Raw genomic sequence first — 26,353 nt, 5'->3', positions numbered from 1 at the left:
TATGCAATTCCTTCATGAACTACACGCCCGTTTAGTCGAATAAAAAAAAGCGACCAAATTGGTAGCAGGATTTCTAACTCCTGCTACCGTTACTTTAATATAGGTTACGTTTTATTTAGTTAAATTGAAGAGTTTATCCTCGTTAGCTTCTATCAACTGATTTACTTCATATATAGCATAATAACCATCTTTAATAAATGGGTTACTCTTCTAGACTAGTTGCTTCTTCAATGGTATTACAAAGTAATATTTGTATAGCCTTGTCATTATCCTTAAAAGGCCCATAAATAAATAGTTTTGACTCTTTTTTTATCTTTTGCCAGCAAAATCGCTACAAATTTCCCCATAAACCCCTTTTAGTTTTTGATAATATTAAGAATATTAAATCCATTTTGTGTTACACCTAACTATAAGCAAGAAAATTCTTTAACTAATCTGTCTCTTTAGTGCAATGACAGCTTTGAACTTTAACTCTTACTTCTTTTGGTTAAATACAATCTTTCAAAACTTATCTTATCTTTTCTTTTGTTTTAGTAATACTGCCCAGTAGTGATAGACACCTTATCACTGTTCTTCTCTAATATGGCATGCTCCGTTATATGGAGTATCGACTCTCCTTCTACCAACTAACATTAATAGTAACGATCCTATTAATAAAACAGTGAAACTTTGAAGTACAAAGGTATAATTGGTACTGATACCTAATATCCTACTTGACATAGTTGGTCCAAAAGACATTCCTAAAAAATTTATAAGATTGTATATTCCCAACCCCATTGAAGTTTTGTCTTGCTCTACATGAAGTGGTATTTCTTGGTTTATAATCACAGTTAATGTGCTATAGCATGAATAAATCAAAAAAAGACCTAAAGTTGCAATTATAATGGAAGTCATGCCGAAAAATGAGAGGGTACAAAAACTAATTAATTGAATCACTATTGATATAAACATTAACTTTTCATTGCTCATAGAACTAGCTAATTTTCTTATCAGTAAGCTGAATAAAAATGAAATTATAGAACCCATACAAATGATAAAACCTATCCGTACAGATGATAAATGAAATGCTCTATTCATCAATGAAGGATATAAAAACAAAATAGCAACCATGGCAGCATTATTAATAAAGCTAATCAAGAGTAACTTATTAAAAGAAAAATATTTCAAAACTGAAGGATCAATAAATAAAACTTTTCTTTTCTTTTTACTATGCAAACCCAACAAAAAAAGAGAAATTATAGTTAGAAAAAGTAGAAGGCTATTTAGTTTTACACCTAAGATGAATGATGTAACAAATATGACTAAATAGAACAAACCTAGAATATCAAAAGGCTCGGTTATCCTCTCTTTGCTGGCATATCCGGAGGGAAGTAGAGTGTAAATACCAAAAACCGTTAGTAACGTCAGACTTGTTAATAAAAATAAAGAGTGCCATCCCCATGTTAAAGAAAGTATCCCACCAACTAAGAATCCTAAGCCAGAACCTAGTGATAGACACCCTCCTATCAAGGCAAGGGCGAAATTACGCATAGATACTGGAATAAATTGATTGGCTGTAATCATGGAAAGAGCAATAAATGAGCTACCACCTATTGCTTGGATAATACGAGCTGACAATACCAAAATATAACTATTGAAGAAATATCCTATTAAAGAACCTAAAGTAAACATTATGACTCCAAATAGCAATAGATTTTTAATTTGGAAATAAGAAGCTAGCTTGCTGTATGTTACCGATCCAAATGTTATGACCAAAGTGTATGAAATAACTATCCAACTTATAGCAGAACTTGTAACATTCAAGTCTTTAGCCATGTCTTCTAGTGTTACGTTAAATAATATTGAATTCATTACACCTGCCAATACGATTAAACATAATGTTGCTATAAGCTTATTCATCTTGTTTTTCATATAAATCACCTTATTTTTATAGTCATAAAACTTTAGAACTATTAGCGAGAAAAATAGGCTACTTTATAACGTAGCCAAAAATCCGGGTAAATATTGATTAAAAGTCTCCTTATTTAAAGAAACATATTTCGTTACCCCTTCTCTTTCGATATGCACCAGATTTGCTTCGGCTAAAATTTTCAAATGATAAGAACCATTTGATTTGCTTATTTCTAACCTCCTTCCAATATCCGAGCAACGTGGGCGATTTTCATGATGAGATAATATACGGATGATGTTAATTCTTTTTTCATCTGCTAACGCATTAAAAATTTTGATCCTTTGGTTATCACTCAATTGTTCTAAAGTCATAAAACTATTGTAAAAATAAACAAATATATTGTCAATACCTAAAATAATTTTATTATGAAGATAAATTTTCTGTGCTATTTCAAATAAAATATAATAAGAATGAATTGCTGTTACAATAAATCTCTCTATAAAAACATAGATTCCATCATTTTTAATTCCATTAACTATTCTTTTACGTTTCCAGTTATTTTATTTTAGATTTGTATTGATGCAGAGTGAAAATATTTTAAAAATACTTATTAAATCTAAACTTCCCCGTTAGTCGAATAAAAAAAGCCACCAAATTGGCAACTGGATTCTTGCACCTTTTAGTTGAACAAAATTTATATATTTTAATGTACAGTTATTAACTGCATTACAATAATGAATCAAAACCTTGAATATTTTAAAAAGATGAACAAATTACAATATAAGGCAAGAAATTATGTTAATATTTTGTCATATATTGAATAATTTCATGTGAGATTTTTACCAAAAAACTAAATTCGATGGAATATAAGGCATGGATAAATTAACTTTAAGGTTTGCTAGATTATCTTGCTATAAAATATAAGGAGGGGCGTTCCACAACAGGTTTATTTATGAAGCTGGTTGAAGAAGTTGGTGAGGTAGCTAAAGTGTTGAATAAAATAGAAGAATAGCGGAATTTCCTCATTAGAAAAAGAATTAGCAGACTTCATACATTATTCTGTTGCAATAGCAAGTATAAATAATACTGACTTATCTAAAGTGATTTTGGAAAAAGACATGATGGCTGCTATTAAATACAAACAATCCCCTAATTTAGAAGAGTTCCTAAAGAGGCAACTACTTAATACTATGTCCTAAACCTGTCCTGTTAGTAAAAGAAGAAAAACACCACCATTCAGCAGCTCAGTACTCTTTTTTGAAGGAGATGCAAAAAACAAGAATCAGTTTAAAATCCGGATTACTGGAAACAATATAAATTCATTAAACTAAAATATAATGACTACATATATTTATATAGAAAAACTAGGAGGTTAAAACAATGAAGATTAGGTTAGATTGGAATAGTAAAATGGCATTTTCGAGTATAACACCCTCCGGTCATGAAATAAAAATGGATGCTGCCGAAGAAGTTGGAGGATCAAATAATGGAGCGCGGCCAACTGAATTACTCCTTAACGCAGTAGCAGGCTGTACAGGAATTGATATTATCTCTATTTTGACAAAAATGCGATTGAACCCTACTAAATTTTACATGGATGTGGAAGGTCAGCGAGCAGACGATCACCCAAAAAAATTCACAGAAATTCACATTCACTATTCATTAGAAGGAGACCTTCCCGAAGAGAAGGTGGTTCGTGCCATTCAGCTTTCAGTAGATAAATATTGTTCAGTAGCCCATTCATTAAGTGCAACTATTCGTGTAAGTTACTCCATTAATGGCACAGAAACAAAATCCATTTAAATCGTTAGGAAAGAATATGCACTCCTGTATTTAGGAATGACAACGCCTATAATTAACGTTTGAGAAGTATTTTAAGCACAGCTTTTCATTATGGTTATCATTTATTTAAATAGCCTCCTGGTAGTTATGTTTGTGCCCTTTTTGCCGCCAAGCTAGGTCACTCTTATCTTACCAAGGGGCTTTTTTATACTCAAACCGCATATTTTTTCATTCCAGGAATAGCTGCCCGATAATTAAACAAGAAAAAGAGACGCAGTTGCGACCCTTTTCATCGTTATTCAAAGGGAATATGCTTATACATCCAAATTATTAATAATAGCTAATATTTGATGATCCGTCCATTTGCCATTAATCTTTAGATTTTCTTTCGCTATACCTTCTTTTTTAAACCCTACTTTTTCTAATACACGAATAGATGCTATATTGTCAGGCATAGCTCCCGCCTCAATTCTATGTAGCTTTAATTCTTTAAAAGCAAAGTCTACGACAAGTTGAAGAGCTTCTGTTGTATAGCCCTTTCCATTATACTCTTTATCTAAAGTAAATCCTGTATAACAGCTTTGTAGATCTCCCCTAGCAATTTGAGTTAATGAAATATCTCCGATAAGTTTATCATTTGCTTTCAAAAAAATTCCAAAAGCATATAATTGCCCTTCATCTGACTTTTTTAATGCCCGTTCAATGCGTACTTTTTGATGTTCTTCTGTATAAAAGTCTTCTGGGAGCAATGGGCTAACTTGTTGAAAAAATTCTCGATTTCTAATATGTAAGTTAGCTAATTCGCTGGCGTCCGAAGTTTTAAAAAATCGAAGATAAATTTGTTGACCTACTAGCTTCATAAAATCCCTCCAAAATCTTTTAATGCCATTTTATTCATCTAGCAAAAGTATGATGTATACTCCATTCAAGTAGAATTTGGTAGCACACAAAAGGTTATCTATTTTTACTAGCCCCCCACTATACTTCATAAAGGAAAGAGCGAGCATCTTTTGTTACATCAATGCACCTGTTAAATAATATTTGCATTTTTACCTACACAAAAATTTTTTACAGCAAATAATGTCAGTTCCATGAGTCTATTTTACTCTTTGAAACAATGGATGATTTTCCTCAAATTGAATTAGATCCCCTAGGTTTCCGTATAAATCCTTAAATACTGCAACAATACCATAGGGTTGTTCCTTTGGTTCTCTAATAAATTCTATCCCTTTTTCCAGCATATCATTATAGTCTCGCCAATAATCATTTGTTCCAAGGAATAGAAAAACTCGGCCCCCTGCTTGATTTCCAATAAAGGATTCACCTGGCTCTCGGATTAGTTTCCTATTTTTCTAGCAGTAAGGAGAGTCGGTACAACGAATAATACAAGGATAAATCTAACTTTCGATTTATACTCTTATGCAGATCGATGACGTATTTTAAATATGATCCACGCTATAAAACTCGATGGTAGGTAAGCAGACTTCCTTGCATATTGAAGGTTAACTGCTGCTCTTTAAAGACATGCCATCCACGATTTCTTCATTTGATTGTTGGGTCCTTATCCTCTTCTCATGCATCTCTTTTATATAATGGTATTGTAAAGGAATCATAGCAAGGAAAAATAAAACCAAAGCTGAAATAAAAGCTATCACAGCTAGATCCATTAACTTTTCCTCCTTAAAGAGTTATTAGTATGCATACGGTTGAAAATGCGATTGGATTCAATAATTCGGCAGATTTTATGCATTTATAGTTAAAGCCAAACTGTCCACCACAGAAGGACAATTTGCTGATTTGTCCATTTGTGGTGCCAGGCACCACATGGTATAATGGTTGTAAGCGCTGTAGTTTGTTGTGTTTATTTTTGCTTTTGTTGAGGAAGGTGTAGGTCAGCGTGGATCAGCAAACGGTGTTATCGATTATGGAGGTTATTCGTGATTTAGTTCCAAAATATACATCCATTGCCGTAACAAATAATCAGCAATATATTTATTATCAGCCTAGTAATCAAATTGATTTAAAAATTAAGCCTGGTGATCGGGTTCGTGAGGGAACGGCATCCCATAAAGCTTTATCCTTCCACCAAAAAGTTTCTGATTACATTGAGAAGGATGTCCTGGGGATACCATATTTCGGCATGTCTGTACCAATATTAGATGGTGAAAAGGTTAGGGGCTGTATAACCGCCATTTTGCCGAAGAAACCTCTCGAATTTCCAACTTCCTTTTTAACAATAAAAGCTAATGATCGTTGGTATCCTGTTTCCTTTAAAAACGTAATGTTCTTAGAGGCCTTGAGCCGAAAAACCAATGTTCACACAGAAATGATGGTCGGGGTGCATAAGCTAAACTTAACAGAGTTAGAGTTTTATCTCCCTAGTGATATGTTTATTAGATGTCACAGATCTTACATTATCAATATCCATTACATAGCCGAGATTCATCCTGAATCACATTCAACCTTTTTACTTTTAATGAAGGATGGAACAAGAATACCTGTTAGTCAAACGTACTCGAGTCAATTTCGTAAGATTCTTCATTTCTGATAGAAAAGCGAAAAAGCGCCTTGCTCATCGGCATACGGGTTTCATAGTCTTCGACTGAGATAAAGGAAACCGCATTGAGGTAGTTCGCGAGCTAATGTTGAATTAACGTAGGGAGGAGTCGGCCGATAGGCGTTGGAGCTAGACAGTGTCTATACTTGTTTATATTTTTTGTCTTCAAAGAACTTATATTTTCTTATTTCTTAAAAAAACAGTTTGTATCATTATATGCAAACTGTTTTTATTTTTCCCCATATCTGCCTTATGTTAAAAATATTCTGCTTTAAACAAAAATAAAGCCTTTTCATACCAAAACTAATGAATCCTTGTTCATTCATTGATAAAATTTTTAAAAAGCGAACAAAGGGTGACCGTAAATGGAAATAAATATTTCAAAATATATTAGAGATTCTCGTTTAGTTGACCGTGTGGTTACTGCTAGTGAGGCAGCTTCTTGGATAAAAGACGGAATGACATTAGGTTTAAGCGGATTTACACGAGCTGGTGACGCCAAGGCTGTTCCGACCGCCTTAATTGAACGAGCAAAAGCTGAACCACTACAGGTAAATATTTATACTGGCGCATCCTTGGGATCAGATATTGATAAATTAATGGCAGAGGCCGGTATGGTATATAAACGCATTCCCTTTCAAGCAGACAGTTCGATGCGTAAAAGTATCAATCAAGGCGAAACGCTTTTTGTTGATCAGCATTTATCCCATATGGCAGAATCTATTCGTGCTGATGTCCTTGGTCCTATTGATTTCGCCATTGTAGAAGCAATTGCTATTAGTACAGATGGGATGATTATTCCCACCACTTCTGTTGGCAATTCTTCTATCTTTGTCGAAAAAGCAAAGCAAGTTATTATCGAGATTAATACTGCCCAACCACAAGGTTTAGAAGGACTTCATGACATTTATGAAACAGGAAAGCAAGGAGAACGAAATCCAATTCCTTTATCAAAAGTCAGTGATAGAATTGGTACGTTAGGAATTCCTGTAGATACTGACAAGATTTTTGGAATCGTTTTCACTCATCAGATTGATTCTGCTTCCACCATTGTTCAACCCGATGAAGAAACCCAAACAATGGCTAACCATTTAATCTCATTTTTAAGAAAAGAGGTTGAAGCAGGCAGATTGACGAATAAACTCGCTCCGTTACAATCAGGAATTGGTTCTGTGGCAAACGCCGTATTGCATGGACTTATCGAATCAGAGTTTACAGATTTAGAGGTATATTCAGAGGTTTTACAGGATGCGGTCTTTGACTTGATTGATGCTGGTAAAGTAAGTTTTGCATCATGCTGTTCGATTACTTTATCTGATGACAAAATGAAACAGGTCTATTCAAATTTAGAAAAATATAGAGATAAGCTCCTGTTAAGACCGCAGGAGATTTCCAATCATCCTGAAATCATCCGTCGATTAGGATTAATATCCATCAACACTGCTTTGGAAGTAGATATCTATGGAAATATTAATTCCACACATGTTAGCGGCACTCATATGATGAACGGAATCGGCGGCTCAGGTGACTTTGCTCGGAATGCCCGACTAGCCATTTTTGTAACGAAATCGGTAGCGAAAAACGGAAACATTTCAAGCATCGTCCCTTTTGTTGCTCATGTAGATCATACTGAACATGATGTGGATGTAATTGTTACTGAACAAGGATATGTCGATTTAAGAGGATTGGCTCCTATGGAACGAGTTCCGCTTATTATCGAAAACTGCGCACACCCGTTATATCGAGATCAGCTTTGGGAGTATTATAATGAAGCAAAAACTAGGGGCGGACAAACTCCGCATGTCTTAGAAAAAGCATTCTCATGGCATATTCATTATAAAAAGAACGGAACCATGCTCGAAAAAGCACCAGAAATATTTTAATAGATAAAGCCTGCTATTCGTGGCAGGTTTTTTAAATTTGTGCTTGCAGACTCTTCTCTTTATCGATAAAAAATGGAGGGATTTTCTGATATTTGCGGAAAGTGAGATCCTAATCGAGGTCATTTGATAAGAACAACGGATTTCCTGTCCGCCAACTGTTTCATTCAAAGTTAAATCCTTAACAGACATAACTTCCAGCCCCACCACATTGTCCACAGATACACTGGCCCTGATGTTAGAGGAAGAACTATATAGGCGGACTGAAAAAAGCAGCAAGTGAATACAATTCCTGCAAAGCCCCAAATACCACTATATAATCCAGCCCTTTGGAACCAAAGGGAAAAGGTTCCCTTCCCATTCCATCCATATAGCGCTACCCCCAGCCAACCGAAAGCAACGGCAAAATACCCTGCTAAAAGCCCAAAGGAAAAATTAGCTTCCCAAACCTTTTTCAACATAACCTGACTGCTATTACTAATTTCTTTGCCTAGCATTGGCAGCAGTGTCAGTTCAGTAGAAAGGATTATGATCCACATACCTAATGAAATATAAAACATAGCCGCGCCAGTTTTTCCTGCCTTTTTTCCGAAAGAAGAACTGCTTCCGGCTAATCCCCCTAACCATAAGAACATACCTAACAGCATTAGAATATGATCAAACATCCATAGATCTGAATGTTTAAATTTATGATAGGCTTCCTCCCCAGCGAATGGGTCAACCAGAATAGGATGCAGAATGGTTCCAATCAATATGAAAACCCCACCGATGATAATCATGAACCCAAGTAATCGATTTCCAAGCATCTAACATCTTCCTTTTTCGCGTAAGATTTTATTATCAGCCTATCCGAAAGGGTCAATTCATATAATTAGAAAGACTTCGTTTTCCATATCCCTGCACGACCATTAAAAACACACCATAATATATTACACGCACAGTTAAAAATAGAAAGACAGGTGTTTATCCCATTGAAACCATCCCCGGTGTATGTTTCACCATATCTCAATTTACAAAAGTCAGCGATGTCCTTCGAAGAGGTCTTTCAGCATATTTTAGAATTCATGCAGTCAAATCCGAAAGGGAAATTCAAATTAATGGTGGGTACTGACTCACAGGTCCATAAATCCCATACTATTTTTATTTCAGGAATTGTCATACAGCAAGAAGGTAACGGGGTTTGGGCTTGCATCAAAAAGGTTCTGATCCCCAGAAAAATGACTCATTTGCACGAACGTATTTCCTATGAATTATCGCTAACAGAGGAAATTGTATCGTTATTTACTGAGGAACGGAAAAACAAACTAATCAATGTCGTCCTTCCCCATGTTTATGAAGGATCTGCCTTTTCCATGGAGGGCCATATCGATATTGGAGCTGGTAAACGTAACAAAACAAGCGAGTTTGTAAAGGAAATGGTAGCTAGAATGGAGTCCATGGGCGTAGAGCCAAAGATTAAGCCCAATGCCTTTGTAGCTTCTAGTTATGCAAATCGTTATACAAAATAGGTACTTTTTTATAAAGGCTGTCGCCAAGATTGTTGTCTTTTTCAATAATTGTATAACCCTTGAAATGGATAGAATTTGCGCTCTTTTCTACATTCCGTTTTCATTTAATGCAGAAAATTACGGTAAAAATCCTACTGCCGATTTTTACTCATATGTAAATAGCAACAGGTTAAAATCGGCTTTTGGATATTATACAAAGTTTAAGAAAAGAGCCTTTATAAAAATAAATACCTACATACATAAGTCTTTTCTTCAAGTCATAAAATTCTTTTAAAATAATTGAAAATTAAGCACCTTCCCATATTTCCACATTCCATTGACATTTCGCCTTTCGTTTTTAATAATGCTAGAGTAATAGATTACTTATGAGGAGTCTTTTTATATGCAAACTACAGCAAAAATCATTAGCCCTAATTTTGATCCGTGGGAAGCTTACATGGATGTAAAAGAACATGGGAAAATGACATTATCCAATATTGAGTTCACCACTACCACTCTTTGTAACATGCGTTGCGAACATTGTGCGGTCGGTTATACTTTGCAGCCAAAGGATCCTAATGCTTTGCCATTAGATCTACTCATACAGAGATTAGAGGAAATCCCTCATTTGCGAGCAATGAGCATTACCGGCGGAGAACCAATGTTTTCAAAGAAATCGATTGAAAATTATGTATTTCCTTTATTGCAATACGCACACGAAAGAGGTGTTCGTACGCAAATCAATTCCAACTTAACACTTGATACAGAACGATATTTAAAAATTGCTCCCTACTTAGATGTTTTACATATTTCACACAATTGGGGAACGCCTGATGAATTCATCGACATAGGTTTTGCAAATGCGCTGCGTAAACCAACTCGCGAAAACCGCAGAAAATTATTCGACCGTATGATAGAGAACAGCAGAATTTTAGCTGAAGAAGGCGTCATGGTCTCCGCTGAAACTATGTTGAATAAAAGAACACTTCCTTATTTGGAGCATATCCACCATCAAGTAGTTGAGGAAATGAAATGCGCAAGACATGAGATCCACCCAATGTACCCAAGTGATTTCGCTGAAAACCTTGAAGTTCTCACTTTAGCGGAAATACGGGCGGCCATTCATCATTTATTGGATATTCGGTCTGAGGATGTCTGGATGCTGTTTGGCACACTGCCATTTTATCCATGCAGTCCGAACGAGGAAGACCTAAAGCTCCTGCAAAGATTATATAAGAGTAAAAATGTGACCGTACGCAATGATCCGGATGGTCGTTCCCGATTAAACGTAAATATCTTTAGCGGGGATGTTATCGTCACTGATTTTGGCGATACCCCACCTCTTGGCAATATTCAGGATGATACACTTCCAAGCATGTTTGAAAAATGGATGGAACAACCAATTGCGAGGGCTTTGAACTGTCATTGTCCTTCTGTTCAATGTCTAGGTCCTAATATTCTAGTCAAAAACAAATACTATCCTGATACTGATTTCTCCACTAGGAAGTCAAGAATCTAAATAAGGCAGCCTTGTTGGCTGCCTATTCCTTTTAAAACTTTCTTATAATGAATGTGTCTGCAAGCAGTTCCCAATTCTGCGGAAACGGATAACCCAGCACCCAATAGCTCACACCTCTTAATCTATAGTTTTTGACGAGATTGAACTTTGCTTCTGCGCTTCTAGCATCCTCAAACCATACTTCATGTGTACGCCCCTGATTATCAGTGTATCGAAAATAAGGGGACTGCGCTTCTTCATCATAGTGGATTTCAGCATTATGCTGGACAGCACGCCTAATAGCCTCCTGCATATCAAATGTCTCCGCTTCCTGACCTTGGACATGCGGCAACAGCCAATCACGCGCATAAATTTGAAATCCCATAAAAATTTTATTTGGTGGAATTACAGAAACAGCATAATCAATAACACGTTTTATTTCATGAAGCGGTGAAATTGCCTGTGGCGGCCCCTTGCGATATCCCCATTCATACGTCATTAAGACCACAAAATCGAGGAGTCGCCCGTGAACAGGATAGTCATGCGCTTCCACTAGCAGCCCCTTTTGATTGGCACTCGTTTTTGGGGCTAAGGATGAAGATACTAAAAAGCCTTCACGATGGAGACGATCGACTGCTCTTTCTAAAAAATGATTATAATGTTCCCGATCGTCTGGTGAAACATTTTCAAAATCGATATTAAGACCCCGGTAACCTTTATTTTTCATCGTATTGATCACATTTGTTAGTAATGTTTCCACTAGGGTTGGATTGGATAATATCGTATGTGCAAGCTCAGTCCCCGCTTCTGTCGGAGAAAAATTGGTAATGCACATAATCGGGATAACCATGTTCGATTGTGCCGCCTGAATGGTTGGATTATCGTCAAGCGACTCAAGGGTACCATCCTCTTTCATTCTATACGCAAATGGACTTACAAAGGACAAATTATGGGCAACATCTCGAACTATTTGTCCTCCGGCTTGCCCATATATATTGGTAAATCCATTTACATCGATAACTGTTTTTGACCTTTGTGGGATTCTTAGTGTCATTCCTGGTTGAACTCCAGAGGGACTGGACATTCTATTGGTCTGCAAAATTGCTTGAACGGTAGTTCCATACCTCCCTGCAATGTCATTTATGTTTTCATGTTCCGCTACACGATGAAAGATTATTGGTATTGTTAACCTTTGTCCTTGAAAAATATTGGTTGGATTTGTTAAATGGTTAATTTGAGTAATTTCGTTGACGGTGATTCCAAATTTAGCCGCAATCGTTCCAATTGTATCGCCAGGTTGGACCCGATATTGAATATATGGATTCGGAATCAGAAGCGCTTGACCGATCACTAGATGATTTGGATTTTCCAGACCATTTACTCTGATGATGCGACCTGCACTAACACCATATTGCTGGGAAAGTCTCCATATTGAATCCCCGCTTTTTATCACATGGATTATCATATCCTATCCTCCTTCCCTTCCTCAAGACAACCTGTATCTTTAAAATTCGCCTTCAAAAGGTGTGAAAGGAATATTTAGTCGATTCTCCACAGTGCGGAGCCGTTGATTTATTCGTTGTAAACGACGTCTTAGCTGGTCTATTTCCCTATCTTGGAGATTATTTTCTCTTTCAAGCTGAGCAACTCTTCTTTGAAGCTGTTGCCATTGAGGTAATTGCAACAATTGAGATAATTGTTGTTGTCTTATGGAGTCCTCATAAGGATTAAATGTGGATGGATAATAATAATTGTCATAAGTATACATTAGGCATCTCTCCCATTAGTCTATTCCCTTATTAATTATGAATGGTTCATGCCTTATGCAACGGCGGTTGCCTAATAAATCAACAAAAAGTCATAAAAAAGGACCAAATCAGATGCGATTTGGTCCGCTAATGGGAGACGAGATTAAACTAAGTTTAATTTGCCTTTTTTAATTGTTTACTTCGAAGTTGGCCGCATGCCGCATCAATATCAGTTCCGTGTTCTTGGCGTACCACACAGTTGATTCCATTTTTCTTTAAAGTATCATAGAACGCCAATATCGATTCTTTTGAGCTGCGCTTATATTGGATATGTTCACTTACCGGATTATACGGAATTAGGTTGACATAGGTAAGATGACGTTTATCTTTTAATAATTTGGCAAGTTGTAATGCTTCTTCTTTATGATCATTTACATCATTTAATAAAATATACTCGAAGGTAATACGGCGATTTGTTTTTTCTAAATAGTAATCGATAGCCGGCATAAGTTTTTCCAATGGATATGCACGGTTTATCTTCATAATTTGCGTACGAAGTTCATTGTTTGGTGCATGTAAGGAAATCGCTAGGTTAACTTGTAAATCTAAGTCTGCAAATTCATAAATTTTTGGTGCAAGACCACTAGTTGAAACGGTAATGTGACGCGCACCAATCGCAAGACCCTTTGGATTATTGACGATTTTTAAGAAATTAACCAAGTTATCAAAGTTGTCAAATGGTTCACCAATTCCCATTACGACAATATGGCTTACTCTTTCACCATTTCCTGCCTCATCAAGGTGTTGCTGCACCTTCATAATTTGCTCAACAATTTCTCCACTTACAAGGTCGCGATTTTTTCTAAGAATACCGCTGGCACAGAAAGAGCACCCTATATTACAGCCGACTTGTGTTGTTACACATACAGACAAGCCATATTTTTGACGCATTAATACCGTTTCAATTAAATTTCCATCGTGTAATTGAGAAAGTAATTTTACCGTTCCATCTTTGGATTCTTGCTTTATTTGGATATTTAGGGTTTCAATATCGAAATTCTCTTCTAATAATTGAAGACAATCTTTATTAATATTGGTCATTTCTGAAAAACTAGTAACACGCTTTTGATATAACCATTCCCACACCTGTGTAGCGCGGAATTTCTTTTGCCCATGTTCTAATAACCATTCTGTTAACTGATCTATAGTTAATCCGTAAATGGATTGTTTTGTCATTTTAAAACCTCTTTTCGACAGCAGATTTGCAGTACTATATATTTTAACATGAATCTATGATGAATTTCTATTATCCTTCAAAAGTCTATTATAACAATATTTCATAGAAAATAAACACCCCAAATGATGATAAGTCTGGATGAAACGACCATTAAAAGTTGCATGAATGTAGGCACTTTTCATAAAATTGATTATAGTGTTATCTGTATTTATATATATTTTGTTTTTTCATTCATCCATTACTAAGAATGATCCATTATAAAAGAAAAGAGGTCATTACATGCGTATTATGCCTTTAGAAAAAAGAAAAGTTTCCAATAGCAGATTGGTTTTAGGTTGTATGGGATTGGGTGGTGCCTGGGACAACAGCACGATTTCCAATGAGGATATACTAAAAGGAGAAAAAGCCGTTGATGCAGCGTTATCAGCTGGGATTACTATGTTTGATCATGCCAACATTTACACACGTGGGAAAGCGGAAAAGGTGTTTGGCGAGATTTTAAAATCACATGGTGGTCTACGAGAAAAAATCATCCTTCAAAGTAAATGTGGTATTCGCTTTCAAGATGAAAATGGCCCAGGCAGATATGATTTTTCCAAGGAACATATCTTAAAATCTGTAGATGAAATATTGATGAGGCTAGGAGTTCAATACCTAGATGTGTTGTTATTGCATCGTCCAGACCCATTAATGGAGCCAGAAGAAGTAGCAGAAGCATTTGCTAAGCTCGAGCTTTCCGGAAAGGTACGCCATTTTGGAGTTTCCAATATGAATATGGGGCAAATTCAATTGTTGCAGGCATACTGTGATGTTCCTCTTATCGTTAACCAACTTGAAATGAGTTTACATAAGCTTGACTGGGTAGAGCAAGGAGTACTGGTGAATCAGCAGGCCGGACTAGGAACAAGGTTTGCGGAAGGCCTAATGGAATACAGTATGGTCAGTGATATCCAGATTCAGGCCTGGTCCCCATTAGCAAAAGGGATTTATACTGGAAATGAAAGCATAAGTTTGACCGAAGCAGATGTGAGAACAAAAGAATTAATAGAAAAAATGGCTCGTGAAAAAGAAACTTCTAGAGAAGCCATCATACTTGGATGGCTGATGCGTCATCCTGCTAAAATCCAACCTGTCATTGGTACGACGAGTCCTGAGCGAATTAAAAATTGTGCAGACGCTGTACGTCAATCAGAATTAATGACAAGAGAAGAATGGTATTCGTTATATGTTTCTTCTCGTGGGAATGTAATGCCTTAAGAGGTAAGCGTTTCACCTATAGTTTTGAGGCATAAGGAACAAATAGAAATAGCGTGTAAACTGATATCCGTTTTTACACGCTATTGCGGATTTTTTTCTAAAAACTATATATGTTGTTGGCCTAAAGCTCTTTCGTTCCTCTACACTTCTATATTAAAAGAATACTCCCCACTAATAGAAAAATTCACTGCCATAATCGGCAGCTCTAATAAAAAATCTTATTACCAAACCTCCTCTAAAGTTTTTCTGAAAAGCATATCAAGATTAGGTGTAAAGTCCGGTATATTAACATTTAGTGATTCTGTATATTTTCTAAGTCGTGAAATTTCCTCATCTAAAAAATGGTTTATGATCCCAATTTTCGGTTCAAAATCAAGTTCCTCTCCATTTATTTTTCTTATTAATAAGGTTTGAATTTGTTTTTTTAATTCTCCATCTGGTAATATATCCTCTAATAATTTCGGAAATTCTAAAGGTGGAAACTCATTATACTTTTCTATCCATCTAGCAGCTAAAACTGGTCTAAGTACATAAAAATATTTTTTTATTCTTACTTCTTCTCCCTGTAAGTATTCTCGAAAATTATTACTTGCCATATTTAAATAGTGATGTAAGCAGGAGTTTGGAGCAAAGATATCTTCACTAAGCTGTTTCATCTGGTCGATAGTTGAATATGCTTGATAATAAACGATACTAGATCGTAACCATTCCATTAATGGTGGGTTAGATTTTCTAAATAGCCTTAATGTTTTTGTAAGTTCCCACCCTGTTATATCTAACAAATCGTTTATAGGTAATTCAATAACATCTCGTTTCTTCCCAATTCCCATTTGATCAATTGTTAGATAATCTTCCTTTTTATGAACATATATAAAGCGAACATCATAATCGCTATCTTTTGAAGGAAATTGCCATGCCCTACTTCCTGATTCTACTGCATAAAGAATCTTCACATTAAAATCTACTTCTATTTTGAATAAGGATTCTAAAATGGTTTCTTTCAAAACTATTACCTCAATTCTCTTACTCTATTTTGATCTTATGTAGTTAGGTAAATTCAAACTATCCTCCTCCAATATAGCACAATAAAAAACTGGATATGACAATGATTCATGTTTTTTCGGGTAAATTTGAACCGTCCGTTTATATTCCAAAAGCTTCTTAGTGGTTCATTGTCAAACCAAGAAAGACGATGTTGTAACCAGATAAACGATATCGGCACATCCGGCCAAAAATGGTCATATATTTTACAAATCGTGGCCACTATCGAAATTGTGTTCTCACTCGCTACACCTATCTGTCAACCTTACCGCTGAACCGTTTGATTGCTTCCTCGGTCACCGGCTCGAAGAGGTTAACAAGGTTGCCGTCGGGATCACGGAACAACATAGCACGATTCCCCCACGGCATCGTGGTCGGTTCCTTTACCCAATCTGCAATAAATGACTTTAAACGTTCGTATTCGGCATCGACATTATGGACGCGGAATTCAATGATGACAGTGTGATTGCTGGCCGCTATTGCGGAACCAGCGCCGAACAGTGGCACCGTCTGCGAGTGGCCGATTGCCAGGGTGCACGATGTCGAAACAAGTTCGGCAAAGACAGGAGCGGGGCGTTCCGCCGAAACACCCAAGACTTTTTCATAGAAATTGACAAGACGATCCAAGTCATCTGTAATAATACGTACAGAAGCAAAATTCATGAGATACCATCCTTCCTATAATAAATTAATAAAATATCGTATCATATTATTTTTGGCCAGAACCAGCGATGCTATCGTAAGTTGCCAAAGGTTACAAAGGGCACATTTTCCCATTTAAAAGTAACCCGATTTGCGAGTTAACCGACGTTCCTCCCATGTTTAAAACTGTAAAGGCTCGATTTAATTCATAATTATTCCATTTTTGGTTTAACGACCATCTGGCTACTGTGCAATTGGTCCATAGTGATATGAATTCCTTTGCAATACATACTTCGCATTTGTCTCCCACTCCTTTACATTTACTTACTCCGATTATAAAAAAACACTACTGACAACAGTATGTCAGTAGTGTTGTAACATTTTTTTGGCTTCCTCACGAATCCGATTTCGTAATGATTCAGGCTCCAATACAATCACTCCCGCTCCCCAGCCAAGCACCCATTGTAGCAATTCGTCTAGTTGACGAACGCGTAAGACCACATCCAATCCATCTCGATGCTCTTCCATATCCTCCATATAATGATAGTTCGACTCTCTCACTTTATCTACGATGTCATGGTTAAATCGAAGGCGAACTCGTAAATTCCTATCATCCAAAGGAGTATATTCCCTTAAGTTAAAATGCGCCGGCAGTTCGAAACGTTCTTCCAGATCAATAAGTTCCGTCATTCGGGACAAGCGAAAGTGGCGAATGTCTTGGCGCAGATCACATCGAGCTACGAGCATCCACGATCCTTGAATGAGCACCAAACCATAGGGAGCAACGGTACGAACACTATGGTGATTTCCCTCGGAATCTGCAAGTCTTTTTGCATAATGAAAGTTTATCTTTCGCTCGTCTAGTATCGCTCGACGGATCTTTTCTAAATATTTCTTTTCTTTTGACGACGTATCCTGTTCATCGGAAATGAGCAAACGCATAGCCTTCAGTACATGTGAAGTTTCATTGCGAACGCTCGATGGAAGAATGGCCTCGATTTTGCCACGAGCAGCTTGAGCCCTGATACGATAATCATCATCAAATTGTTGTTCGATAAAGTCTATTCCAATCAAAAGGCTCACGGCTTCTGGTACCGTGAAACCGATAGGGGGAAGGAAATAGCCTTCCATTAAGGAATATCCAGTCCCAGGGGCTCCGATGATTGGCACGCCAGCTTCACTTAGTGCCTGAATGTCGCGGTAGATGGTTCGCACGCTAGTTTCAAATAGGGTTGCCAAATCTTCGGCACGTACCACTTTTTTACGTTGCAACTGCAGCACGATGGCTAACAATCGGTCTGTTTTGTTCATTTTTACCCTCCTTGAATGTTTTACAAAATAATATACTACATCTTAATGGAGAAGATAATTTAGTGACTATGGAGTGGAGTTGTTGGACCTATATCTAAATTAACTGTGAACCACTTGAACTCTCCCATATTATTTGTATAGTCATTCAATAAATAATTCGAAAGAGCAAAGGTCTTCTTCCCCTTAAATATGGTGATATTATCTTCTTGAAACATTTCGAATGTATTTAAAGAGAGAGTATTAATGTCTTCAATAATGTCGATTTCATCATTCCAACAATGAATTTCAATTGTATCCGATTTTTCTAATATTAGCGGACTCCAATAATCGTATTTTTCATTTACAGGTTTTGGAAAAGTCGAATTATCTTGTGTATAAATCGGTATGTTAAAAGCTAAATTATTTTGCACAAAAGTAGCCTCCAAACATTTTTCCTTATAATTCTGTACTACATATGTTACTAATCTGCCATTATAGTTATGTAACATCAGCTTAATATTTAACTGGAATCGCTAATGTTCCCCATTCTCTTTCTTGTTCAAGAGGTAAATTTCATAGGTTCCGTTTATCATTTCTTCCATTGACCAACCCTTATAATCAACATCTTCAAAAGGAATATCCTCATACATCTCTTTAAATGTATCGTATTTCCTAAGTTCCATTACTTGAAATTTTAAGGTTTCATCTTGTTCAGGAACCTTAATAAATTCAATCGTATCACCAACTTTGATTTTTCTTGTCTTCTCATCATTCAGCCGAACCTCCACCTGCTTTTACCCCTCTTTAAAAGCTTTAAAATATCCACTGTATAACCCCATTTGACGTAGCAATCTACTTCCCCTTCATTTTTCTATACACAATGATATCTTCTTATTGTTCTAACTTTCTACGTTCCTGTTAGCATATTAAAAGTTTTCAATAAAAAATGCGATAATCCTGTTGGATTATCGCACCTTTCGGTTTAAGTATTTTTTAAAAGATTTCTTTTACACTAAGTTGATTCTTTTCGGTTTGATGTACTTAGTAAAGATGAAACGCACAAGTGGACCCATAATAAGGATTTGTAAAGGTAATGCCATAATAAGATTTTTTCCAAACACAGACAAATAATCAACCAAGATAAAGTTGCCATTATATCCACTGTGCAAAATCATCGTTGCTAGTCCAAAAGCTGACATAAATAAAGCCATTCCTATTACCATGAAGGTTGATATCGTTAATATAGTATATATTTTATTTTTAGTATTTGCGGTAAATTTCAAAGCCAACTTTTTTGCGTTTGGACCAACCAGGAATAGGTCAAGGATTAGTGCAATAATAAAAGCAATAAAAAATTCTAATATTCCTTCATAGAAATTCACTTTACCAATCATTCCGTTCAGGTAAAGGTTATACACCGTCATAACTAATACCATCCCAAAGCACATAATAAAGCCAAAATACACACTTTCTTTCTTAGTTGTCGGCAAATTGAATCATTCCCTTCTTTTAATACTTAAATATTATAGATAAATTCAAAACATTTTCGTAAGTGGACAATTTGTGAACAAAAATCTTTGATTTTTTCTCCATTTCAAAATCATCCCGGTTATTCTTATTCAATAAACCCCTCCCGTTCGTCCAATAAGAAAATGCCGCCGAAATTGTCAGTTGGATCTTATGCATTGCCCCCTTACTGACAATCTTTTTACTCCTCCATAAACTAAGTTTTCCATGTAAAAGGACGCCTTCTTATTAAAGAAAAGCGCCCGTTAGTGGAATACTACTCAATTTCAAACTTAAAGAAAAAAAATGACAAACGCTCCAATCAAAGAGAGGGATGTTTATTGATGATTTTTAAATCATAAAGTTGAATTAATCATCTTTAGTGCATCGTAAGTTATAGTAATTTTTAAGTGTTCCTCTTTTATTTTATGCTTTCTTATATTAACTTCAGGAATTGTGTATATAAAACGGTTTTCTATCATTTCCCAAAGCATTTTTCTTGAAACGTTTAATTTCGCTTTAAGTAACTTGTCTAGGCGAAGATTTAATCTATATTGAGACTCAATGTTAATGAATATTTCTTCCGACAGGTTTTTATAAAAATCAATGGTTTCGCCATCTGCAATATAATCAATGTTAAAAATTACTTCCGCTTGATTACTCCTAATTATTTCCATATCAAACGCATATTTCCATGCTGTTTCCCTATCATTTCTTGACATTTTGTCAAATAAGCTTTTATCTATATCTATCGGGTTAATGCGAGAAAAAATAGTTACGTTCCATGTAGAATCACATTGACTACATTTATAAATTAACCATACATCTATTTTTTGTTTATTTGCATTCATTCTAAAAAGTTCACTACAATAAAATTCCTTTTTTTTCCCGCATTTATTACAGTTCCTTAGAATCAATGGTGTGCTCTTCGGCTTTATAGACCAATTAATTATATTTTTTGCATTCATAGAGTATTTTGATTTAAAACTCATCACTTTCACCTCGAGAATATTATTTAACTATTCCGAAAATTATTTATGTGAAAGTGTTATCTTATCATTGGTCTCACCCCTTTGATAAATTTACTTATAAGCTAATGAAAAATTCATTGGACTATACCTCACTTTCATTTAAGAATAACTTCACTCTACCAATATTATCCTATAATGTAAAATACATTTCTTCAGAATCTGGTCAGGTACTATGTGCAACATTGATCTTCAACTAAATTGCCACTATAGTTTTAAAAAAATCCTGCAAAAGCAGGATTTTAATCATCGAACCTAGTTTTAAATAATCAATTACTTTATAAAACTATAAATATACATTTTTAAATTTCATTTATAAAAGATAATAGCTCTAACTACTTCCAGAAAATAATCTCTCCAGCTTTTAGTTTGCATCTCCATTATTAACCCCCCCAAGCCGGCTTTAAAGATAATATTGCATCAATATACTGTTATAGAGGAAAAGGTTTCTCTCCGTAAATGGATCTTTCTTTCTTGCCATTACACTTCCTCCTTTTTATATAAATATACAGTACGAAATTTCAATTTCACATTAAATTAAATATGACTTTTGGTATTTTTAATTAAAATTTTAATGTAATAATAAGTAATTGATTAAAAATGAAAATAGATGCAATTGATAAGAAATTTTAAGGAGTTAAGTAAGGATAGGTGGATTATGAAAAGTTGGGATATCCAATAATAGTAGCAACAATTAAAGACGGTGATTATCGAGCGTTTAAAAATTTATTGAATGCCTTCCAATTTTAGAGTTTTGTTACCGAGTAGCTGGAAAAGCTTGTTATTTACTTAAATTGGAATTTGTAACCTTTGCAAAAGCAGAAGAATTTATTGATGCTGTATATCTATATGCAGCTACTGTTACACATATTATCTTCTCTCAGGACACAACAAAATTAAGAATTGATTCCCCTTGAATTGTTTTCACTTTATAAAAATGTGAAGACGCTTTTTAGAGGAAGAAATGAGGAAAAAATCTTGTTGCTCCTCTGTCGTATTTAATGGTTCGAAATCACTTATAGGTACAAAATTGTAGAAGTTATTTCCATGGGTCTATGGTGATATAAAATAATAATGTAATAAAAGCGAGGAATGTGAGTTCCACCCCCTTTTTAGCATATACAGGGATGGAAAAGAGGACAACTACCATATCCTCTTCATTATATTAATCCAGGAACTGTTATGAAGATCCTGAAGAATTTTATATAAAAAAGGATGTTTATCTATATAGATACATTAAACATGACTAATTTACCCTATAAATATGCGTAGACTTGTCCTAACATTCTTCATCCCCACTAAAAATATATGAAAAACAAAGAAAAACGTGAAAGGTTAAGTTACACCCTGTTCGTGTAGAACTGAAATAAAGCTCGATTAAAAACAACTTATAAACCAGTATTTTCCGGTGAATAAGAAGTATCTATTCTGAAAAAAATGCTCATTTTCTACCTTAGATCTTAAACAATAGCCCCTTTATGTCCATATCTTACAACCTTATATTTATGAGGAATGCTGCCCCGATAGTTCAATAGGAAAAGCCGCCGAAATGGCAGCTGATTCTTTAACCTATATCAGTAGGGCGACGTGCAATAACAACGTACTCTCGTCCCGGACGGTCAGGGGCTTCTCTTACCTCTTCCACTAACAGTCCTACTTCTCTAAGGGATTTGGTAATTTCCTCAAGATTCCTAAACCGCAACGTAGAGTCCGATGTAATAATAGCGCCATCATTATTAAAAACATAGGTCCATCGGAAAGATACCAAGGAGTCTCGAACATCTATAACCTCTACCCATCCCTCGACGAAACCACATTTGGGGACATCAACCCTTTGGTATGTGCTTTCCTTGTTCCATTCTAGCCACGCCTGTGACTCAGGCTTTCGTGATTCAAACACTAATCTTCCACCTGGAAGTAATACCCTCCGAATTGCTAACAGCGTCTGTTTCCACTCTTCATCTGTCAGAAAAACCTGAGAAACGTTAGCGGTCATTGTAACAAGATCAACTTTCAATGATGGAAGATCAAGAGCAGTACCTTGAATCCAATTAACATGATCAGACCAATGTTTTGTTTTCGCCACCTTTAATGACGCTTCAGCAGGGTCTAGTCCAATAACCTCTTTGCCTTTAGCTGCTAAACGACAAGCAAGAGTTCCTGTTCCACAACCAATATCAAGTATAGAATTTGCTCTGAACTCATCAACCATAATCTCGTAAGCATCTAAATCAGAACGGTCAGGGTCAAATGAGTCATAGATATGAGCCAATCTTGGGTTTTCAAATATTTCATCAGCCATCAACCTTCCCCCTATTCAATCAATTATTCGACATTAACTCTCTATTTCCTCTCCTTCAAGTAACTGCGCCTTTAACAACAATTTCGTTATGAAGCTAGCCTGTCCGTAGGCTTAATTAGAAAAAGCCACCAAAATGGCAGCTGGATCTTTAACTCTTGCCCCTTTTAGTTGAAGAAGGCATTGTATCAATTGGTAAGAAATCTTAAATCTGTTCGATAAATATCTTTTTCATCCATTAAATATAAAATTTTACCATTTTCATTTACAGGTTTATAAGTGATTACCTTTTGTCTCGTAAGGAATATGAGTAAAGCTTATCATTAAAAAGATTTCTTTTATTAAAAAAATTCTTAATAAGTTCACTTTCATTAACCGATATACTATTCTTTAAATCTTTCGTTCTCAATACAAACTCTTTTACTCCTATAAATTCTGATTCGGCAATTAAGTAAAATTGGGTTCCTTTTTTGTATCCCCTGAATTGCCTTTTTAGTGTATATAACTTCATTGAATACCTCTAAGCATTTTTTTGTCTATTTATCCAATTTTCTCTTGTTAATTTCATATTGATGGAGTCAATCCATTTCCCTTCAAACTCTAGATCGTTTTCATCAATTCCATATATTACAAAGCCAACCTTTTCATAAACATGCTTGGCTCTTGGGTTGAAGTCAAAAACACTTAAAGTAAGTTGATTAAGTGTAGTATTTTTAAATATATAATCAATTACAAGTGTAGTTGCCTCTGTTCCTAATCCCCGGTCCCGTCCCCTTGGACCAATAAGTATCCTAAAATTCATACTATGACTTTTTTCATCGTATAAATTGATCACTACCTCTCCCACTAGGATGGTCTGCGATTTGTCAACAATAGCAAGATCCAAGCGATCCGTTTGTTCATTTCTTGTAGTATACCATTTAAGAACGGATTCCCTATCGAAATCGGAACTGCTTCCTGTCAGTTTTAATACTTCGGGATCCCTTAAGCATTCCTCTATAAAAGGAAAGTCTTCATCTCTAAAAGGTCTAAGAACAACTTTCTCTCCTTCTATTAGTGGTTTAATACTTAAATCCACCATTTCGCTCACACTCCATTGGTTCAAATTAATATTTGCCCCACATTAGTCTGTTTTTTACAGCCGCCAGTTAAATTAATCACTTAATCCTACTTAAATTAAACTTTCCTTGCTACAACAATACCAAGTATGTTTCTCTTTACGTAAACACTTCAACTGTAAATCCTCCTGGCGCTTTAACATAGAACGTATAGGCATGTGCTTGTTGTGGAGGCTTTACTTCATATCCGTCTTCTTTTAAACGTTGATTGATCTTGTCAACTTGATCTTCATTCTCCTGTGGAAAACCAATATGAAAAGTCCCTGGATATTGAACATTTTTTCCTTTCATCAAGGTCAATACGAAACCTTCGTCATCAAACATAACTGCAAATCCATTCCCTCGACTTCCAACACATTTCATATCGAAATACTTTTCTAAAAAATCACGTGATGCTGAAACATCCGTAACGGTTAGATTTAGATGATTGAGTTTCATGGCGTACACCCTTTCCTTTTTAGTCCTGTACTATCTTATTACTATCATACAAGTGTAAAAACACTAAAAACAGGATTTATATTCTAAAGATTATAATTTTTTCTGCTGGGTTTAGTATCATGCGAAATACCTTTTTACGCATTCTCCATAGATTTCAGGTGTTTTTTTATCTACTTTTATCAATATCCCCAACACATATTGCCCGTTACCAATTCGATTGCTGGCAGTTTACAAGTAAAGTCTGGAACATTAAAAACGTAAAATTTTTATTTATTTGGTTTAGTGACTTCTAATACGTCTACTAAGTGAATAAACAATCAAAATAATCACATGCAAGGCAAACAATACAAAGAAAACATTACTGAATGTGGCACCCATTACTAGCTGATTAAAAGGATTCCATGAACTATTTCCTTCTACATCCACAGCCTTCCCGTATATCCCAATAGCGATAGAACCTGCAATAAAATTCTGCATCATTAATAAACCCATACCTATACCTGAATGTTCACTAGGTAATGTTAAAGATATCGATTTTGACATGACAATCATCATAAATGATTGACCGACATTCCCTATTATTAGAAATATCGCAATCAGTACGGCATTTGAATTGATAAATGTTGAAAGTAAGAAGAAGCAAACAATTAATAAACTGGAAGCAATAAAGAATAACGTTGATGTACCCTTTGAATCTGAAATCTTTCCACCTTGCCTATTTAATAAAGCAGTTACTGCTGCAGCTGGTACCATTGCTAAACCAATCATATTAACTGGGAGATTTTGAACATCTGCTAAAAACAAAGGAGTTAAAAAGAATAGTGAATAACCAATTCCTGTTACGAAGAACGCCAATAGTAAATACGAAATATATACTTTGTTTTTAAATAACTGAGGTTGAATAAAAGGAGACTTTGCTATATTAATTCGATATATAAATAAAACGAGCGCAACGATTCCTCCAATAAACCATAGTACATTGTTTGTTACACCTAGTAGGATTTGGGTTGTGGTTAGAGCTAACAGCCCGCCTCCTAACCAATCAATACTCGTATTCGTTCCTTCCTCATCACCTAAATACTTAAAATATAATGGCAATGTCAACAGAAGTAGTAGGGGGATGCAAAACAGCCATCGCCAGTCTACAACACTAACAACTAACGAAGAAACAATGGGCCCAAGTGCACTGCCAAGAGCAGTACCAATAAACACTGTCCCCATTGCAGTACCCCTTTTTTCAAGAGGAAAATATCGGATTGGGATTAAAGTAGCTGTAGCAGGAATTGTAGCTGCACCAGCGGCTTGTATACATCTTGCTACTAGCAAGAGCCAATAAGAGGTAGAAAAGAAGCCTAATAATGATGCAATTGCAAAGAGTAATAAACCAAAGACTAATAAATTTTTCAGCTTATATCGATCTGCAAGTTTTCCGTAAATTGCCGTACCAATCCCATATAAAAGTGTGTATGAGGAAGTAACCCAACTTACCTGTGAATTAGTAAGCTGAAATTCTTTGCTTATTTGTGGCAGAACAAAATTAAAAAGCAATATACTCATTGATGAGAGGGTTATAGTTAACATCATGATAATCAATAATTTTTCATTCCCTTGTTTTTGTAACACTTGATTCATTCTTCCCTTCTCCTTTTCATAA

Annotated in this window: 25 protein-coding genes and 1 pseudogene; 6 read left to right on the top strand and 20 right to left on the bottom strand. The window is 35.5% G+C overall.

All coding sequences use genetic code 11. The annotated features are described in order from the left end of the window. Positions 1-564: 564 nt before the first annotated feature. On the bottom strand, positions 565-1,911 hold the full coding sequence (locus CWO92_RS09375) for an MFS transporter (protein ID WP_101353941.1): 1,347 nt from the start codon (positions 1,909-1,911) through the stop codon (positions 565-567). A gap of 63 nt (positions 1,912-1,974) precedes the next feature. Further along, on the bottom strand, positions 1,975-2,262 hold the full coding sequence (locus CWO92_RS09370) for an ArsR/SmtB family transcription factor (protein WP_101353940.1): 288 nt from the start codon (positions 2,260-2,262) through the stop codon (positions 1,975-1,977). Positions 2,263-3,271: 1,009 nt separating this feature from the next. On the opposite strand from CWO92_RS09370, the gene CWO92_RS09360 reads away from it, so the two are divergent. Then, positions 3,272-3,694 carry an OsmC family protein gene (locus CWO92_RS09360; RefSeq protein WP_101353939.1) on the top strand — a complete coding sequence of 141 codons (423 nt, stop codon included), beginning with the start codon at positions 3,272-3,274 and terminating at the stop codon, positions 3,692-3,694. A 293-nt stretch (positions 3,695-3,987) separates the two neighbouring features. On the opposite strand, the gene CWO92_RS09355 is transcribed toward CWO92_RS09360, so the two are convergent. The 3 genes and pseudogenes from CWO92_RS09355 to CWO92_RS25005 form a co-directional block, all read right to left on the bottom strand. Then, on the bottom strand, positions 3,988-4,533 hold the full coding sequence (locus CWO92_RS09355; protein ID WP_101353938.1) for a GNAT family N-acetyltransferase: 546 nt from the start codon (positions 4,531-4,533) through the stop codon (positions 3,988-3,990). Between the two features lie 237 nt (positions 4,534-4,770). After that, positions 4,771-4,995 (bottom strand): annotated as a pseudogene (locus CWO92_RS09350) (VOC family protein); the annotation flags it as partial. Positions 4,996-5,175: 180 nt separating this feature from the next. Beyond that, positions 5,176-5,340 carry a DUF3949 domain-containing protein gene (locus CWO92_RS25005; RefSeq protein WP_106426829.1) on the bottom strand — a complete coding sequence of 55 codons (165 nt, stop codon included), beginning with the start codon at positions 5,338-5,340 and terminating at the stop codon, positions 5,176-5,178. 230 nt (positions 5,341-5,570) lie between these two features. Here CWO92_RS25005 and CWO92_RS09345 point away from each other — a divergent pair, with 230 nt between their 5' ends. Continuing rightward, positions 5,571-6,221: a LytTR family DNA-binding domain-containing protein gene (locus CWO92_RS09345; protein ID WP_101353937.1), complete on the top strand. Its 651-nt coding sequence runs from the start codon at positions 5,571-5,573 to the stop codon at positions 6,219-6,221. A 374-nt stretch (positions 6,222-6,595) separates the two neighbouring features. Next, entirely contained in the window at positions 6,596-8,113 is a 1,518-nt protein-coding gene (gene scpC, locus CWO92_RS09340) for a succinyl-CoA:acetate CoA-transferase ScpC (RefSeq protein WP_101353936.1), read from the top strand. Between the two features lie 170 nt (positions 8,114-8,283). Here scpC and CWO92_RS26010 read toward each other — a convergent pair whose 3' ends face one another. Next, a complete protein-coding gene (locus tag CWO92_RS26010) occupies positions 8,284-8,916 on the bottom strand; it encodes a hypothetical protein (RefSeq protein ID WP_233269706.1) in 633 nt (210 codons plus the stop codon). A 219-nt stretch (positions 8,917-9,135) separates the two neighbouring features. Here CWO92_RS26010 and CWO92_RS09330 point away from each other — a divergent pair, with 219 nt between their 5' ends. Then, positions 9,136-9,618, top strand: coding sequence for a ribonuclease H-like YkuK family protein (locus CWO92_RS09330; RefSeq protein WP_101354026.1), 483 nt, complete (start codon positions 9,136-9,138; stop codon positions 9,616-9,618). A 382-nt stretch (positions 9,619-10,000) separates the two neighbouring features. Further along, on the top strand, positions 10,001-11,116 hold the full coding sequence (gene yfkAB, locus CWO92_RS09325; RefSeq protein ID WP_101353935.1) for a radical SAM/CxCxxxxC motif protein YfkAB: 1,116 nt from the start codon (positions 10,001-10,003) through the stop codon (positions 11,114-11,116). 31 nt (positions 11,117-11,147) lie between these two features. Here the strand turns inward: yfkAB and CWO92_RS09320 are convergent, their stop codons facing one another. From CWO92_RS09320 to rlmN, 3 genes are all read right to left on the bottom strand, one after another. Beyond that, on the bottom strand, positions 11,148-12,560 hold the full coding sequence (locus CWO92_RS09320; protein WP_101353934.1) for a LysM peptidoglycan-binding domain-containing protein: 1,413 nt from the start codon (positions 12,558-12,560) through the stop codon (positions 11,148-11,150). Positions 12,561-12,599: 39 nt separating this feature from the next. Further along, the gene (locus CWO92_RS09315) at positions 12,600-12,863 is read right to left on the bottom strand and encodes a hypothetical protein (RefSeq protein WP_101353933.1); all 264 of its coding nucleotides are present in this window, start codon (positions 12,861-12,863) and stop codon (positions 12,600-12,602) included. Between the two features lie 154 nt (positions 12,864-13,017). After that, on the bottom strand, positions 13,018-14,079 hold the full coding sequence (rlmN, locus tag CWO92_RS09310) for a dual-specificity RNA methyltransferase RlmN (protein ID WP_101353932.1): 1,062 nt from the start codon (positions 14,077-14,079) through the stop codon (positions 13,018-13,020). A gap of 280 nt (positions 14,080-14,359) precedes the next feature. Between rlmN and CWO92_RS09305 the strand changes: the two genes are divergently transcribed. Further along, entirely contained in the window at positions 14,360-15,337 is a 978-nt protein-coding gene (locus CWO92_RS09305; protein WP_101353931.1) for an aldo/keto reductase, read from the top strand. A gap of 221 nt (positions 15,338-15,558) precedes the next feature. On the opposite strand, the gene CWO92_RS09300 is transcribed toward CWO92_RS09305, so the two are convergent. From CWO92_RS09300 to CWO92_RS09245, 11 genes are all read right to left on the bottom strand, one after another. Beyond that, positions 15,559-16,341 (bottom strand): nucleotidyltransferase domain-containing protein, encoded by a 783-nt coding sequence (locus tag CWO92_RS09300; RefSeq protein ID WP_101353930.1) that lies wholly within the window; start codon positions 16,339-16,341, stop codon positions 15,559-15,561. Positions 16,342-16,630: 289 nt separating this feature from the next. Beyond that, a complete protein-coding gene (locus CWO92_RS09295; protein WP_101353929.1) occupies positions 16,631-17,041 on the bottom strand; it encodes a VOC family protein in 411 nt (136 codons plus the stop codon). A gap of 342 nt (positions 17,042-17,383) precedes the next feature. After that, a complete protein-coding gene (locus tag CWO92_RS09290) occupies positions 17,384-18,331 on the bottom strand; it encodes a helix-turn-helix transcriptional regulator (RefSeq protein ID WP_101353928.1) in 948 nt (315 codons plus the stop codon). A 59-nt stretch (positions 18,332-18,390) separates the two neighbouring features. Continuing rightward, positions 18,391-18,741, bottom strand: a complete 351-nt coding sequence (locus tag CWO92_RS09285; protein WP_101353927.1) for a hypothetical protein — start codon at positions 18,739-18,741, stop codon at positions 18,391-18,393. Between the two features lie 102 nt (positions 18,742-18,843). Then, complete coding sequence (locus CWO92_RS09280) at positions 18,844-19,098, bottom strand: ASCH domain-containing protein (RefSeq protein WP_233269705.1); 255 nt, start codon at positions 19,096-19,098, stop codon at positions 18,844-18,846. 219 nt (positions 19,099-19,317) lie between these two features. Next, positions 19,318-19,800 (bottom strand): DUF2798 domain-containing protein, encoded by a 483-nt coding sequence (locus CWO92_RS09275; protein ID WP_101353926.1) that lies wholly within the window; start codon positions 19,798-19,800, stop codon positions 19,318-19,320. Between the two features lie 372 nt (positions 19,801-20,172). Then, positions 20,173-20,808, bottom strand: coding sequence for a DUF1062 domain-containing protein (locus tag CWO92_RS09270; protein WP_101353925.1), 636 nt, complete (start codon positions 20,806-20,808; stop codon positions 20,173-20,175). Between the two features lie 1,600 nt (positions 20,809-22,408). After that, the gene (locus CWO92_RS09265) at positions 22,409-23,146 is read right to left on the bottom strand and encodes a class I SAM-dependent methyltransferase (RefSeq protein WP_101353924.1); all 738 of its coding nucleotides are present in this window, start codon (positions 23,144-23,146) and stop codon (positions 22,409-22,411) included. A 517-nt stretch (positions 23,147-23,663) separates the two neighbouring features. Further along, a complete protein-coding gene (locus tag CWO92_RS09255; protein ID WP_101353922.1) occupies positions 23,664-24,224 on the bottom strand; it encodes a GNAT family N-acetyltransferase in 561 nt (186 codons plus the stop codon). Positions 24,225-24,360: 136 nt separating this feature from the next. After that, on the bottom strand, positions 24,361-24,699 hold the full coding sequence (locus tag CWO92_RS09250; protein ID WP_101353921.1) for a VOC family protein: 339 nt from the start codon (positions 24,697-24,699) through the stop codon (positions 24,361-24,363). A 279-nt stretch (positions 24,700-24,978) separates the two neighbouring features. After that, positions 24,979-26,331, bottom strand: a complete 1,353-nt coding sequence (locus tag CWO92_RS09245) for an MFS transporter (RefSeq protein ID WP_101353920.1) — start codon at positions 26,329-26,331, stop codon at positions 24,979-24,981. Between the last annotated feature and the right edge of the window lie 22 nt (positions 26,332-26,353).

This window comes from Heyndrickxia camelliae (assembly GCF_002844575.1).
GTDB classification, from domain to species: domain Bacteria; phylum Bacillota; class Bacilli; order Bacillales; family Bacillaceae_C; genus Margalitia; species Margalitia camelliae.
Note: the sequence above shows the minus strand (reverse complement) of the source record. Positions and strands in the feature narration are given on the sequence as shown.